Genomic DNA, 13,769 nt, shown 5'->3' with positions numbered 1-13,769 from the left:
ATATCAGAGACCGCGTAGATGGCCTCGCTTCTGAGGCGTTCGTCGGGCGTCGGGCCTTGACGCTTTCTCGCTGTCCGCGGTGCTTTCGTTGGCCTCGCCGACCGTGCCGGCTTCCTCTGCCTCGCCGTTCTCGGCTTCACCGTTCTCGCGGTCGCTGTTTTCGGCGGCGTCAGGCTTGGTGGCGCGTTCGGAGTGCGGTGTGGGGGTCGTGGTGTGGCCTTCGAGCACGGCCATGGCGCGTTCGAGTGTCTCACCGGTGACTTGCATCCGGATCCTGGCCAGTCGTTCTAACTCGGTACGCGACACCACGTCAGGGTACCTGCAGTCAGTTCAAACCTCGGCATGACACAAAGATTGGTGGGGTGAGGGAAGTTGGGGGTGGTCATTTCTCCAACCCGGATTTCGGAGGGCTACTGGGATTTAGGTAGCTGTGCGGCTACGGGGCGTCGCTGAGGGCAAGGGCGACGGCTGCTTCGGCATGCAGCCGGGTGGTCGGAAAGACCGGGACCGGGCTGTGCTCCGCCCCGATGAGCAGCTCGATCTCGGTGCAGCCCAGCACGATGCCCTCGGCTCCGGCGGTAATGAGGTCCCTGATGACGGCCATGAACGACTGCCGGGATTCCTCGTGGACGATGCCGAGGCACAGCTCCTCGTAGATCACACGATGGACGGTGTCGCGCCCGGTGGCGTCCGGAACGAGCACGTCCAGCCCGTGGCTTTCCAGCCGGCCGCGGTAGAAATCCTGCTCCATGGTGAAGGCGGTACCCAGCAGCCCAATTTGGCGCAGGCCGCTCGCACGGACGGCGTCGGCCGTGGTGTCGGCGAGGTGTAGTAGCGGGACGGTGACGGCGGCGGCTACTTGGTCGGCGACTTTGTGCATGGTGTTGGTGCAGATCAGCAGCATGTCCGCACCGGCCGACTCCAGAGTCCTGGCGGCGTCGGCGAGTACCTCGCCGGCCTCGTCCCAGCGCCCTTCGACCTGCAGCCGTTCGATCTCTGCGAAATCCACGGAGTAGAGCACGCACCGAGCGGAATGAAGGCCGCCCAGACGCTCACGCGTCAACTGGTTCAGCAGCCGGTAGTACTCCGCCGTGGACTCCCAGCTCATGCCTCCGAGCAGCCCGATTGTCTTCATCGGGCCACCTTTGCACAGGGGGAGGGCTTTTGTGTCACCACCCCCGACAACCACCGTGCTGTGCCGTTGGGTTCTGCCGGGGGGAGCCGGCCAGACCTCCTGGGGATGACCCGTCGACGGAACAATGGATCACTGCATTGGTATGGACATGTTCGCGGTGGTGCTCATAACCTAACGCTGGTCTAGACCGCAGTGCTCTCGCGGTCGTAGTTGCGTTGTTGTAGTCGCTGTCGCTGTCGCTGTCGCTGTCGCTGCCGTCGTCGTGCCGCGTTCGCTGGTGTGGTCTTGTGCCGCCTGATCCACCCGTGCTCCAACGTCCCTCTGCCTGCTCGCCAGTTGATTCATCCGGGCGACCGTTTCAACTGGCGTTCCTGTAAGGCGATCCCCCCACCGTGGCCCCTCCTTGCCAGGAGGTCGGCCCCAGAAGGAGTCACCGCAATGAGGTCACGTATTGCCGCGCTGCTGAGTGCCGCGACCGTAGCCGTGGGCATAGCGCTTGTCGTGCCGACGATGCCTGCGGCTGCCACGACGGGCTGTGTCGACTGTGCCGCGGCCCCGGCCGGTGCCGACGCCCGGGCCGAGGGGTTCGTCGTCAGCGAGGCGCAGTTCAACCAGATGTTCCCGAACCGGAATGCGTTCTACACTTACAGCGGCCTGACCGCGGCCCTCAGCGCCTATCCGGAGTTCGCGAACACCGGGAGCGATACCGTAAAGCGGCAAGAGGCCGCGGCTTTCCTCGCGAACGTCAGTCACGAGACCGGTGGCCTTGTCCATGTGGTCGAGCAGAACACCGGGAACTATCCCCACTACTGCGACGCGAGCCAGCCGTATGGGTGCCCGGCCGGCCAGGCGGCTTACTACGGCCGCGGGCCGATACAGCTCAGCTGGAACTTCAACTACAAGGCGGCGGGCGATGCGCTCGGCATCGACCTGCTGAACAATCCCTACTTGGTGGAGCAGGACGCCGCCGTCGCCTGGAAGACCGCCCTCTGGTACTGGAACACACAGACCGGGCCGGGCACCATGACCCCGCATCATGCGATGGTCAGCGGCGCCGGTTTCGGCGAGACCATCCGCAGCATCAACGGCTCCCTCGAATGCAACGGCGGAAACCCCGGCCAGGTGCAGAGCCGGATCAATAGCTACAAGAGCTTTGTGCAGATCCTGGGGACCACACCTGGCGACAATCTGAGCTGCTGACGGGGAGTGCGGCCGCCGGCCCACAGCGGTCGGGCGTGGGGCCCGCGACCAGGTATCGGCCACCGTGGCTGAGGATGGACTTCTGGGCCACGGACGCGTAGGCCAGGCCGGCCTCCTCGTTGAGCACATCGATGTTGCCGATGACGTAAGCGGGCATGTGATTCCATTCCCCGTTTTCTTGGACACGGCGTGTATTCATCAGCGGTGGGGAGTGCGGTAGGGACTATCGACCACCGCTGGCCCGCTCGGCGGCGCGGGGACCGCGCCGCCGGCGAATGCGCCACGACCCACCGGACAGCTTCTAGCCGTTCCAGCGCACCGGCAGCTGCTCGATTCCCCTGAGCATCCCCGTGCGCCAGGTGAGGTCGTCGAAATCGGCGTCCATGGCGAGGGTGGGGCAGCGTTCCAAGAGGGACCGTAGGGCGACTCGGGCCTCCAGCCGGGCGAGCGGGGCGCCTAGGCAGAAGTGGATGCCGTGGCCGAAGGCGGTGTGTCCGCGAGCGTCGCGGGTGATGTCGAAGTCATCGGCGGCGGCGAAGTGTTCGCGGTCCCGGGAGGCGGAGGCGAGGACGATCGCTACGGTTTTTCCGGCGGGGATCAGTGTGCCGCCGATCTCGACCGGCTCCGCGGTGAAGCGCCAGGTGGCCGTCTCCACCGGGCCGTCGTAGCGCAGCATCTCCTCCACGGCGTTGTCGAGAAGGGAGTAATCGGCGCGCAGGGCCGCCAGTTGGGCAGGGTGCTGCAGCAGGGCGCGCACGCCATTGGCCAGGAGACTGACGGTTGTCTCATGGCCGGCGACCAGCAGCAAGAAGGCCGTGCCGACCAGCTCGTCACGGGAGAGCTGGTCGCCGTCCTCGTCGCTGGTGCGGATCAGGGCGCTGAGCAGGCCGTCGCCAGGAGCGTTGCGCATGGTTTCGATGAGGTCGACGAGGTAACCGGACATCGCCACGACCGCCTCCTGCGCCGCCTGCTCGCTGGTCGGCGCGACGATCTCGTTCGACCAGGCACGGAAGGCCTCCCGGTCCATGTCGGGGACGCCGAGCAGTTCGCAGATGACGGTCATGGGCAGCGGGAAGGCGAGCGCCTCCACCAGGTCGGCACGGCCCTCCGGGGCGGCCAGCATCGTGTCCAGCAGCTCGTCGGTGATCTGCTGCACCCGTGGCCGGAGTGCCTGGACGCGGCGGGCCGTGAATTCTTTGGCCACCAGCTTCCGCAGCCGGGTGTGGTGGGGCGGGTCCGCATCCAGCATGTTCGTCCACAGGGCCGACTCTTCGCCTGCGTCACTCTGCAGCCCGGCTGCGCGCCAGTTCTTGTTGAGGCGAGGGTCGCTGAGCGCGGCTCTGACCGCCTGGTGCCCGACGACCAGCCATGCCTCTGGAGCGTAGGGGAGACGTACCCGGTGTACGGGCCCCTGGGCGCGCAGCTTGGCGTAGTACGGGTAAGGATCCGCGGTGAAGTCCTTGCCGTAGGCCTCCAGATCGACAATGTCCGCCATGCGTTGCCCGTCCCCTCTCGATGATCCCCGATGATGCACGAAGCCCGGCACCGGTCAGACCGTACGCAGGGGTTCCCGACGTCAACATCGGCCCAACGGAGGAGCCGCAGCGGTCCATGTCCTCCCTCCGCAGTGCTTCGGCTGTCGTTCTGACGTCCAGCTGAGCTCAGTGGGATGCGGCCCGGCCCGCGGAGGGGGGTGCGGCGGCGGGCGGCCGGATGCGACTGCCGCCGCGCCGGGGGCGGGCCGCCGCGTCGGCCGTCAGCAGCGGGCGTGGGCGGTGATGTCCGCGCTGAATTCGTCGATCATGGCGGGGGTGACGGTCGGCCGGCACTGGGCGAGGGCGGCGAGATAGTCGTCGGTGCTCGCCCCGAGCCGTCCGTGCGCGCCCGCGCCGACGCCGATCGCCTCCAGGTCCCGCTCGAAAGACGCCTGGGCGGCCACCCGGGCGGCGTGCTCGATATCGGCCGGGGTGAACAGCTCGCTGGCCGCCACCAGCGCCGCCACATCCACATCGGCCCGGCCGTCCGTGTACCGGGACCAGATCGCCGACCGGGCCGCAGCGTCCGGCGTACCGATCGGGATCAGGTAGTCGAACCGGCCGGGCCGCAGGAAGGCCGGATCGAGCGAACGGAGGGAGTTGGTCGCGCACACCAGCAGCCGCTCGTCCCGCTCCCGGAAGCCGGGGATCAGTTTGAGCAGCTCATTCGTCACCCCGTGCAGCCCGCCCGGCTGTGCCGGCTCATGGCGTACCGGAGCGATCTCCTCGACCTCGTCGATGAAGACGAGGACCCGCTCCAGCTCCGCGATCCGGGCGAACGCGCTGCGCAGTGCCGCCGCCAGATTGCCCTCGTCGGCCAGCCGGGAAGGAAGCAGCTCGACGAACGGCCAGCCGAGCCTGGCTGCGATCCCGCGGGCGAAAGTGGTCTTCCCGGTCCCCGGCGGACCGAACAGGGCGATGGCCCGCGGCGGCCGCACCCCGTGCCGGGCGGCTCGCTCCGGCTCCGCCAACGGCAGCACGACCCGCCTCTCGATGAGGTCCTTCTCCGCTTCCATGCCGGCGACCTTGGCCCACAGATCAGTGGGCAGGAACCGTCCCCCGAGGTCCTCCAGGAGGCTGGCCGCAGGCCCGTGGTGCGGCTCGACCTTCTCGAAGTAGGCCACCGCGGGCTGCCGCGTATAGCCCGCGTTGAGCAGTCCCTCCCCGAGCAGGTCCTCCTCGGGAAGCACATAGGCGATCCGGCTCACCCGGGCGGCGATCAGCCGCCGCTCCAGTTCCACCAGCAGCGCACTCGCCAGCCCCCGGCCACGCCAGGCCGAGGAGATCGCGATCCGCATCACCCAGCCCCGCTCACCCGCCACACATGCGAGTGCCGCCCCGATGGGGGCGCCTTGGTGGACGGCCACCACAGCGGGCTGCCGAGAAGTCAGCGCACCGATGCACTCGGCGAGCGAGAAGACGGACTCCTGCCCGAGCTCGGCCGTGGAGTCGATCAGGTGGACCACTTCGGCGAGATCGCTCTCGCGGTAGTCGTGGATGAGCCAGTTCACCGGTACCGCCCCTCATTGGTGATGGTGGTGCTGTGGTGGCAGTGAGGCTAGGGGCGGCCGGGGAACGGGGCCTGCTCCATCGTGAACAATCCGGGGCGCGGAACGCTACGGTCCGTATGTAGCCAGATGCGGCCGGCGCCGGGGGCGGGGCGCCGCCGAGGTCGAGCCGCCGCCGGGGCCGGGCCGCGGCCGAGGTCGGGCCGCGGTACACGCTTGCGGCATCGCCTGCCCTTGCCCTCCCACAGGGGATGGCGGGTGGTCCGCTGCGGTCGCCATTCGTGTCCCGCCCGTCGGCTGCCGCTCGTCGCCTGCCGCCCGTTGCCCGTCGGCTGTCGTTTATTGCTTGCCGCTTGCCGCTTGCCGCTTGCCGCCTGCCGCCCGCCGCGCGGGGCGTCCGGTCAGCCCGCGCTCGCGCCTCTGACCGGCAGGAATCCACTGGCTGGCGTGGCTCGCCCGATGGCATGCTGTCCGGCGTGAACGGACCCGAGATCCACTTCAGCTTCGACCCTGTACTGCACCTTTTCGTCGGTTCGGCGCACAGCACTGCCTGTACGCCCGTGGTCACCGATGGGGCATCGACGCTCGGCCATGTCGTCGAGTCGCTCGGTGTCCCGCTCACCGAGGTCGGCCGGCTTGTCGTGGACGGCGCCGAGGTTCCCGTCTCCCATGTCCCGCAGGCGGGCGAGAGTATCGAGGTGCGCGCCATCGAGCGTCCGCAGCGCCTTCCCGGTGCGCCGCTGAGGTTCCTGCTCGACGTACACCTCGGCACCCTGGCGCGCAGGTTGCGGCTGCTCGGCGTGGACGCGGCGTACACGAACGAGGATCCCGGCGACGCGGCACTGGCTGCGCTCTCGGCGAAGGAACAACGGGTACTGCTCTCCCGGGACCGCGGGCTGCTGCGACGGCGGGAGATCTGGGCGGGCGCGTTCATCTACAGCGACCGGCCCGACGACCAACTCCGGGACGTGCTGGGGCGCTTCGCTCCCACCCTCGCGCCGTGGACGCGCTGCACCGCGTGCAACGGCCCGCTCATGGACGCCGACAAGGACTCCGTCCGTGAGCATCTTGAGCACGGCACGCAGCGTACGTATGACGTCTTCGCCCAGTGCTCGGCATGCGGCCGCGTCTACTGGCGAGGGGCGCACCACGCCCGGCTGGAGGCGATCGTCGAAGAGGCGCTCCGGGACAGTGCCACCTGAGAGGCGGGGCAGACCGCTCCGCGATGTTTCACAGGAAGCTCCGGGACGGCCTGTCGGCTGAGCCCGTCGGGCGTATGAATTCCGCAATCCGGGTGAGGGGCGGTTCTCGTATGGGCGTACACGCGGTGGTACAAGCGGCTGTACACGCGGCGCCGTACACGCGGCCGCTCCTTCCCTATGAACAGGAGACTTCCCGGTTCGGCGGGAGGAGCTTCCCCTGATCAGTGAGCTCGCGGGGGTGAGGGAGGGGGCCCCGTCCCGGAGGCCGGCACCCCGGGCCCGGCAGTCGCGTCCGAGTGCGGGCCGGGCGCTGCTCGCCGCACCGGGCGCTGGCCGCCATATCGGTGCGCTGCTCACCATGCCGGTGTGCTGCCCGCCATGTCTGGCGCTGCCTGCCCTGCGCCAGACGCCCGTCAACACACGGCCCCGCGCCGCCACTTCGCCGATGTCGATCAGCATTGCCGTGCGCGGAGGCAGGAGATGGCTGCCCGTCCCGGACCGATTCTGCTTGCGTATCGGCGAATGAACGGGCCTTTTCCGTCGGGGAGTTCGTTCGTGCGGGTGCCGCGTCTGCGGAGGCGTCCCAGTTCCGTTTGCCCGGGAAGCGGCATCCGCGCGAGGGCGGTCCATGGGCCGGGTCTCGTCGGTGCGCGCTCACGGAGCCGTTGCCGTTGCCGACGGCGCCGGCGGCCTTGCGGGCCTGGGGGCCTGGGGGCCGTGGCCCCGCCGAGCCGGCCGTGGGCTGGTGTCCGGTCGACGGTCCGGGGGTGTTGACGTCCGTGCGCGTCACCCCCGCGGTGAAGCTGTTCAGTCCGTCAGGAACCGTCGGCGTGTCGCGAAAGGGCCTCGTTCGCCGCGCTCGGCGAGCGATGACTGGACCGCCTCGGAGGGCCGTCGGAGCGCCTCTAGCCCACTCGTTTCGCGACACGCCGACGACGCGCGCCGTCCAATGGGTGAATCCGCTGCCTTCCGCCACCCGAAGAGCCCATGGCGTACCTCGAATGCGACGTTCTCCGGTGGTGCGCGGTCGCAATCCGGCTGACGGTGATCACGTCGCCACTGCGATCCGATGAGCCGACAAAGAGTCAGCCTTCGCAGTCGCGCCGAAAGGAACATGTCCCCATGCGCACTGCTCGCACCCTGTTCGCCTCAGCCGCCATTACGGCGGTGCTTGCAATCTCTGCTCCCGCTGCGAACGCCATGATCACGGAGGACATTGCGTCGGACAGCGCTTCCTCCAGCAACCAGAAGCAGGCCGCGACCGGCGACGACCATGACCGTGACCACGGTCGGGACCGCGACCGCGACCGCGACCGTGACCGTGACCGCCGGCGTGACCACTGCCGTGACGGCCGCGATGGCCGCGATGGCCGTGACGGCCGTGACGGCCGGGGCAACGGTCGGGACCGTGACCGTAACGGGCGCGACGGCCGTGACGGCCGTGACGGCCGCGATGGCCGCGATGGCCGTGACGGCCGGGGCAACGGTCGTGACCACGGGCATGGCTACGGACGTGACCACTGCCGTGACGACCACAGGCCGAGCGGTGGCATGCACACCGGTGGCGGTGCCATGGCCAAGGCCGTGCTCGCTGACTGGGACCAGAGCAGCGGCTACGGCGACGACCACGACAAGCACGGGCGTGGCGACCGTGACCACGGGCGTGGCGACCGCGACCGCGACCACGGCCGCGGCGGCTACGGCGACCGTGACCACGGCCGCGACCACGGCCGCGGTGGCTACGGCGACCACGACCGCGACGGCGGCTACGGCGACCACCGCAAGCCGCACGGCGGCATCCACACCGGTGGTGGCGGTCTGGCGACCGGCGGCGGGATGGCCGCGGGTTCCGTGCTGATGCTCGGCGGTCTCGGCGCCGGTGCGTACATGCTGCGTCGTCGCAACGCCTCGGGTACCGCGGCTGCCTGATCAGGCACCCGCACGGAGACCGAAGCGCTGTCGCGGCCACCGTTCCACGTGGACGGTGGCCGCGGCGATTGCGTTACCGATGCCCCCCTCACGCCCGCGACGCCTCGTTCATGAAAGGCACCCTCACATGACCGCCCCGCAGTCGCCCCAGCCGAATTCGAATCCCTCCCGGACCGCCCCCGCGTCCCGCCCCGTCGGCCGCGGTCTGCTGTGGTCTGCGGGAGCGTTTCTGCTGGGCTCACTCCTCGTCTACAACTCCGTGGACACCTCTGCAGACCCCAAGCCGCTGGCCCACCCCGCCGTGGCCCAGTCCGCCACACCGCGGGGCTCCGCCGCTACGGCGGTCCCCGATCTGGCGCTGCCCCGTTCCGCACCGAAGCGAGTGTCGATTCCGGCGATCGCCGTCGACGCGCCCTTCACCCCGCTGACCATCGGCCCGACCGGAGCGCTCAACGCGCCGCCCGCGGGGGACAAGAACCTCGTCGGCTGGTACAAGGACGGTGCGGCGCCGGGCGAGCGTGGATCGGCGATCATCGCCGGTCACGTGGACACCAAGACCGGACCGGCGGTGTTCCTGCAACTGGAATCGCTCAAGACCGGCGCCACGATCAACATCACCCGTGAAGACGGCATCATCGCCACCTTCAAGGTCGACTCCGTCGAGACCTTCAACAAGGCGAGATTCCCCAATGACAGGGTCTACGCCGACGCCCCCACCGCGCAGCTCCGCGTGATCACCTGCGGTGGCGCATACGACAGGAAGGTCAAGGACTACGTCGACAACGTGGTGGTGTTCGCCCACCTCGCCTCGTTCAGACAGACCTGAGCGGGCTCCCTTCGCACTGCGGAGAGCACCCCGGTATCTCAGGACAAGCCCAGGCCGCCGCCCTGCCGCCGGCCTGGGCTTTGTCATGGGTGGGGGCGGGAGCGGAGCACGGGCCCCGGCGTGAATTCCCGGGCAGCCGACCCGACTTCGGCACCTTCGTCGGTGACGCGCTCGGCTCCGGACCGGTGGTCACGGAGAGCTCACCCGGGCGGCGCATTCGCGCCGGACCTATCCCCGTACGCTCCCGTCCCAGCGCCAAGTGGTGCGCCGAGGGTGCCCCGGCAGCTCGGCGCGTCCGGTGGCCCACAGAAGGGTGGGCCAGGGATCGGCGTCCTGCGGGACGTCCGGAAACAGCCGGGCGAGCACCCGGGCACACAGGTCGGCGGGCGGGTTCCAGGCGAGTCCGAGGCCCTCCGCCAGATCGTGCGTGTGCACCAGGGTTTCCACGGCTCCCATAGCGGCGAAGCCCTCCGGGTCCGACACCCCGAACACATGGTGCGCGCGCACCTCCGGCGGTGTCGTACGCACCATCGCCACCAGCAGCGCGCCACTCGCCTCCAGCACCTGCAGCAGCCCCGCGGGCCCCGCCGCACGGTCCGCATGCACGGCGTTCGCCGGGCCGCCGGGCCGACGGCTCTCCCACACGAAGGGCACATTGCCCTCCAACGGCGGCCTTCTGGGGCCCAGCTGCACGGCGTAGGCGAAGAGATCGTCGCTGAGGTGCTCGACGGTCTCCCAGCAGTCCCACTCCAGCGAACCGGCCCTGCCGTCCCACACTGTCGGCGGGGCCTGGCGCAGTACGGAAACGGCGAGCTGCACGGCACGGTCCAGATCGTCCGCGGTGACGGCGGACGGGGGGAGCGCGGCTTCGGGTGAAAGAGATGTTGACCGGGACATGGTGGGACCGTACCGCGCAGGAGCGGATGGCGGCGCCGCCGGGGACTGCGGGTGCTCAGGACCGGGATCTGACGGACTATCGTGGGCCCATGTCCGCCCCAGAACTGATCCGTATCGTCTCCCGCGACTCGCCCATGGCTCTGGCCCAGGTGGAGCGCGTCCGCGCCGAACTCGGCGCGCTGCACCCCGGTATCGCCACGGAGGTCATCCCGGTCAAGACCACCGGCGACCGCTGGATGGGTGCCCTCTCCCAGGTCGAGGGGAAGGGGGCGTTCACCAAGGAGGTCGACGCGGCCCTCCTGGCCGGTGAGGCGGACCTCGCGGTCCACTGCGTCAAGGACATCCCCGGCGACCGTCCGCTGCCCGCCGGCACGACCTTCGCCGCCTTCCTGGAGCGCGATGACGTCCGTGACGCGCTGATCCACCCAGACGGGCTCACCCTCGACGAACTCCCCGAAGGGACCCGGATCGGCACCTCGTCGGTCCGTCGGATCGCGCAGCTCGCCGCCTCCCATCCGCATCTGCAGTGTGTGCCGATGCGCGGCAACGCCAACCGCCGCATGGAGAAGCTCGCAGCCGGCGAGGCGGACGCACTGCTGCTGGCCGTCTCCGGGCTCGAGCGCATCGGCCGCACGGACGTGATCACCCAGATCCTGTCCGTGGACGAGATGTGCCCGCCCATCGGCGCGGGCGTGCTGGCCCTTCAGTGCCGCGAGGGCGACACCGAGACCATCGACGCCGTCAGCGGTCTGGGACACCCCCGGACGTTCCAGGAGACGACCGCCGAACGCATGCTGCTGCACGTCCTGCAGGGCCACTGCAACAGCCCGATCGCCGGCTACGCCAAGACGGACCGCCGCGGTGAACTGTCCCTGCGGGCCTGTGTCTTCACCCCGGACGGCAAGACGGTCCTCAACGCGCACGAATGGGCCGGCCCGCTCACCCCGGAGACTCTCGGCACCTCTGTGGCCGTCGCCCTTCTGCGCCAAGGCGCACGCGAACTGATCGACGGCATCGCGCACTGATTGACGGCGTCGGGCACTGATTGACGGCGTCGCGCGCTGAGGCCCGTGTCCCCGGATGATGGGGGTGGCTTTGGCCGACGGCTGTCACGCTGCTCTCCGGGGCGGGCCCCGGGGACGTCGGCGTAACGGCGTTGCTCAGCGACCCCCTGGCGGCCCCGACGCGCCGACCGCCTCACGGAGGGCCCGTCGGCAGGCCTGAATGGCGGGGTGCCGGCCGCGGCCCCGGCGGATCGCGGTGAACAGTCTGCGGGCCTGCCGGCCGTGCGGGAGCTGCTGGAGGGGGACGGTCGCCGGGCGGCCGTCCCAAACGAGGTCCGGGAGCAGAGCAGCGGCGTGGCCCTGTTCGACGAGCCGTAGATGCAGCAGCAGGTCCGTGGACTCGAACCGGACATCGGGCTCGAAGCCCGCGCTGCGGCACAGCGTCAAGGCCCAGTGCCGGGCGGCGGTGCCCTCGGGTTCCAGGACCCAGGGGTGCCCGGACAGCGCGCGCAGCCGCGCTGTGGGCCCGGCGGCGTCCGCAGTCTCCGCCGCGCCACCGTCACCCGTCGGATGCGGGTGAGCCAGCCGCAGCGCGTCGTGACACAGATCTTCCTGCTCCAGCTCGGCCGGCCGGGGATTCGGGCTCCCCGGGTACTCCTCGGCGATGACCAGATCGAAGTCGCGGGCCAGCAGCCCCGGCAGCGCCCGTTCCGGCTCCATCTGTGTGACATGCACCCGCAGCCGGGGGTGGGAAGTACGCAGCAGCGTGAGCGCCGGCGGTACCAGGGCGAGGGCCGCGGTCTGGAAGGACGCGACGCGCAGAGTGCCGGTGAGATCGGTGAGAGAGGTGGCTATCTCCGCCTCGGCGCGCTCCAGCCGTGCGAGCACCGCTTCGGTGTGGGTGACCAGAATCTCCGCCTGCTGGGTCAGTCGCACCCGCCGTCCGACCGGCTCCAGCAGTGGCACACCGACCTCCGTCTCCAGCTGCGACAGCTGCTGCGAGACGGAGGACGGGCTGTACGAGAGGGCGGCCGCGACTGCGGCGAGCGTGCCGCGGTGCTTGAGTTCGCGCAGCAGGCGGAGACGGTGGAGGTCGAACATCGGTGGGTCTGGTCCCCCGGATCGGTCAGCTTTCCTGACGAATATAGATGGGAAACATTTGCTGGACCGAGTGATGGCAGGGGCCGCACGCTGCTGAGGTGACTGAAACTCTTACTTCCCTCCCCGCACCTGCATGGTTCGCGCACCCCGGCGCCCGTACCTGGACCTGCCCGCCCGCCCCTTCCGAGGTACACGGCTTCCACGCTTCGCTCCCCGGCTACGCCCCCACTCCGCTCACCGAACTCCCTTCTCTGGCTGAGGAGTTGAAAGTCGGTCGGGTCTTCGTCAAGGACGAGTCGTGCCGTCTGGGCCTGCCCGCGTTCAAGGCGCTGGGGGCGTCCTGGGCCGTCCACCGGACTCTCGCCGAACGGTCGGGTCTCGCGGAACGGGAGGGTCTCGCCGAACGGTCGGGAATCGCGGAACGGTTGGGAATCGCCGATCGGGCGGGCAGCCAGGAAGCCGGCGGTCCGGTCACGCTCGTCACCGCCACCGACGGCAATCACGGCCGAGCCGTGGCCCGTATGGCCCGCCTGCTCGGGCAGCGCGCCCACGTCTTCGTCCCGGAGGGCGTCCACCCGGCCGCCACGGCAGCCATCGCCGCCGAGGAGGCGCGGGTTACCGAAGTCGCCGGAAACTACGACGAGGCGGTACGGCAAGCGGCCGATGTGGTCGCCGCCACCCCGGCCGCGGTCCTCATCCAGGACACCGCCTGGCCCGGCTACGAGCGGATTCCGGGTTGGATCGTCGAGGGCTACGCGACCCTGTTCGCCGAAATCGATACCCAACTGGCCGCCGTGGACGCCGGATTGCCCGATCTCGTCGCCGTGCCGGTGGGCGTGGGCTCACTCGCCCAGGCCGCCGTCACCCACTACCGAAGCCGCCCCGCCGGTGCGGCGGCCCTGCTGTCGGTCGAGCCCGACAGCGCAGCCGGCGTCCTGGCGAGCCTCACCCGGCAGGCACCGGTCACCGTGACGACCGGCGTGACCACCATGACCGGCTTGAACTGCGGTACCCCCTCGACCCTCGCCTGGCCCTACCTCCGTGACGGCCTCGATGCCGCCATCGCCGTCACCGACGCCGACAGCGCCCGCGCCGCCGATGACCTCGCCGCCCTCGGCGTCCCCTCCGGCCCCTGCGGCGCCGCCTCGCTCGCCGGCGTCCGCGCCGCCCTCACCGGCGACGGCGCCGCCGCCCGCCGCACCGCCCTGGCCCTCGGCCCCGACTCGACCCTCGTCCTGCTCAGCACCGAAGGCACCGCCGCCAACCCGCACCACATGGCGAATCCGTCATGACCGACGCCGAACTGATCACCGTCAACGGCGACCGCCTGTGGCAGCCGTGGCGGACGTGGCAGCTGTGGCAGCCATGGCAGTCGTGCCAGCTGTGGCAGCCGTCCGGGTAAGACCTCGCCGAGATCGGTGCGAGCGAGGAC

General features: G+C 70.1%; 14 protein-coding genes. 6 read left to right on the top strand and 8 right to left on the bottom strand.

Going from position 1 to position 13,769, the window contains the following annotated elements; all coding sequences use genetic code 11:
* Positions 1 to 3: 3 nt before the first annotated feature.
* Together NUT86_RS02170 and NUT86_RS02165 are read right to left on the bottom strand one after the other, a co-directional pair.
* Complete coding sequence (locus NUT86_RS02170; protein WP_148588128.1) at positions 4 to 306, bottom strand: hypothetical protein; 303 nt, start codon at positions 304 to 306, stop codon at positions 4 to 6.
* Between the two features lie 130 nt (positions 307 to 436).
* A complete protein-coding gene (locus NUT86_RS02165) occupies positions 437 to 1,135 on the bottom strand; it encodes an aspartate/glutamate racemase family protein (protein ID WP_274732997.1) in 699 nt (232 codons plus the stop codon).
* Between the two features lie 438 nt (positions 1,136 to 1,573).
* On the opposite strand from NUT86_RS02165, the gene NUT86_RS02160 reads away from it, so the two are divergent.
* Entirely contained in the window at positions 1,574 to 2,335 is a 762-nt protein-coding gene (locus tag NUT86_RS02160) for a chitinase (protein WP_262040286.1), read from the top strand.
* On the opposite strand, the gene NUT86_RS02155 is transcribed toward NUT86_RS02160, so the two are convergent.
* The 3 genes from NUT86_RS02155 to NUT86_RS02145 all read right to left on the bottom strand — a co-directional run bounded on the left by NUT86_RS02155 (position 2,271) and on the right by NUT86_RS02145 (position 5,381).
* Positions 2,271 to 2,492 (bottom strand): DUF1330 domain-containing protein, encoded by a 222-nt coding sequence (locus NUT86_RS02155; protein ID WP_148588131.1) that lies wholly within the window; start codon positions 2,490 to 2,492, stop codon positions 2,271 to 2,273. The genes NUT86_RS02160 and NUT86_RS02155 overlap by 65 nt on opposite strands.
* A 144-nt stretch (positions 2,493 to 2,636) precedes the next feature.
* Positions 2,637 to 3,830: a cytochrome P450 family protein gene (locus NUT86_RS02150; RefSeq protein ID WP_274732996.1), complete on the bottom strand. Its 1,194-nt coding sequence runs from the start codon at positions 3,828 to 3,830 to the stop codon at positions 2,637 to 2,639.
* 261 nt (positions 3,831 to 4,091) lie between these two features.
* A complete protein-coding gene (locus NUT86_RS02145) occupies positions 4,092 to 5,381 on the bottom strand; it encodes an ATP-binding protein (protein WP_159491716.1) in 1,290 nt (429 codons plus the stop codon).
* Positions 5,382 to 5,854: 473 nt separating this feature from the next.
* On the opposite strand from NUT86_RS02145, the gene NUT86_RS02140 reads away from it, so the two are divergent.
* The gene (locus NUT86_RS02140) at positions 5,855 to 6,580 is read left to right on the top strand and encodes a Mut7-C RNAse domain-containing protein (RefSeq protein WP_446750746.1); all 726 of its coding nucleotides are present in this window, start codon (positions 5,855 to 5,857) and stop codon (positions 6,578 to 6,580) included.
* Positions 6,581 to 7,729: 1,149 nt separating this feature from the next.
* Here NUT86_RS02140 and NUT86_RS02135 read toward each other — a convergent pair.
* Positions 7,730 to 8,083 carry a hypothetical protein gene (locus NUT86_RS02135; RefSeq protein WP_266437406.1) on the bottom strand — a complete coding sequence of 118 codons (354 nt, stop codon included), beginning with the start codon at positions 8,081 to 8,083 and terminating at the stop codon, positions 7,730 to 7,732.
* Positions 8,084 to 8,131: 48 nt separating this feature from the next.
* Here NUT86_RS02135 and NUT86_RS02130 point away from each other — a divergent pair, with 48 nt between their 5' ends.
* Complete coding sequence (locus NUT86_RS02130; RefSeq protein WP_159491720.1) at positions 8,132 to 8,509, top strand: hypothetical protein; 378 nt, start codon at positions 8,132 to 8,134, stop codon at positions 8,507 to 8,509.
* A 127-nt stretch (positions 8,510 to 8,636) separates the two neighbouring features.
* Complete coding sequence (locus tag NUT86_RS02125; protein WP_093636178.1) at positions 8,637 to 9,335, top strand: class F sortase; 699 nt, start codon at positions 8,637 to 8,639, stop codon at positions 9,333 to 9,335.
* 228 nt (positions 9,336 to 9,563) lie between these two features.
* On the opposite strand, the gene NUT86_RS02120 is transcribed toward NUT86_RS02125, so the two are convergent.
* On the bottom strand, positions 9,564 to 10,232 hold the full coding sequence (locus NUT86_RS02120; protein WP_266437411.1) for a maleylpyruvate isomerase N-terminal domain-containing protein: 669 nt from the start codon (positions 10,230 to 10,232) through the stop codon (positions 9,564 to 9,566).
* 89 nt (positions 10,233 to 10,321) lie between these two features.
* Between NUT86_RS02120 and hemC the strand changes: the two genes are divergently transcribed.
* Positions 10,322 to 11,257, top strand: coding sequence for a hydroxymethylbilane synthase (hemC, locus tag NUT86_RS02115; protein WP_093636174.1), 936 nt, complete (start codon positions 10,322 to 10,324; stop codon positions 11,255 to 11,257).
* Between the two features lie 135 nt (positions 11,258 to 11,392).
* On the opposite strand, the gene NUT86_RS02110 is transcribed toward hemC, so the two are convergent.
* The gene (locus tag NUT86_RS02110; RefSeq protein ID WP_266437415.1) at positions 11,393 to 12,337 is read right to left on the bottom strand and encodes a LysR substrate-binding domain-containing protein; all 945 of its coding nucleotides are present in this window, start codon (positions 12,335 to 12,337) and stop codon (positions 11,393 to 11,395) included.
* A 98-nt stretch (positions 12,338 to 12,435) separates the two neighbouring features.
* Between NUT86_RS02110 and NUT86_RS02105 the strand changes: the two genes are divergently transcribed.
* Positions 12,436 to 13,629, top strand: coding sequence for a diaminopropionate ammonia-lyase (locus NUT86_RS02105; protein ID WP_266437418.1), 1,194 nt, complete (start codon positions 12,436 to 12,438; stop codon positions 13,627 to 13,629).
* The last annotated feature ends 140 nt before the right edge of the window (positions 13,630 to 13,769 follow it).

It is taken from the genome of Streptomyces sp. G7(2002) (genome assembly GCF_028870195.1).
GTDB lineage: Bacteria > Actinomycetota > Actinomycetes > Streptomycetales > Streptomycetaceae > Streptomyces > Streptomyces nigrescens.
This window is presented reverse-complemented; position numbering and strand designations above follow the sequence as displayed.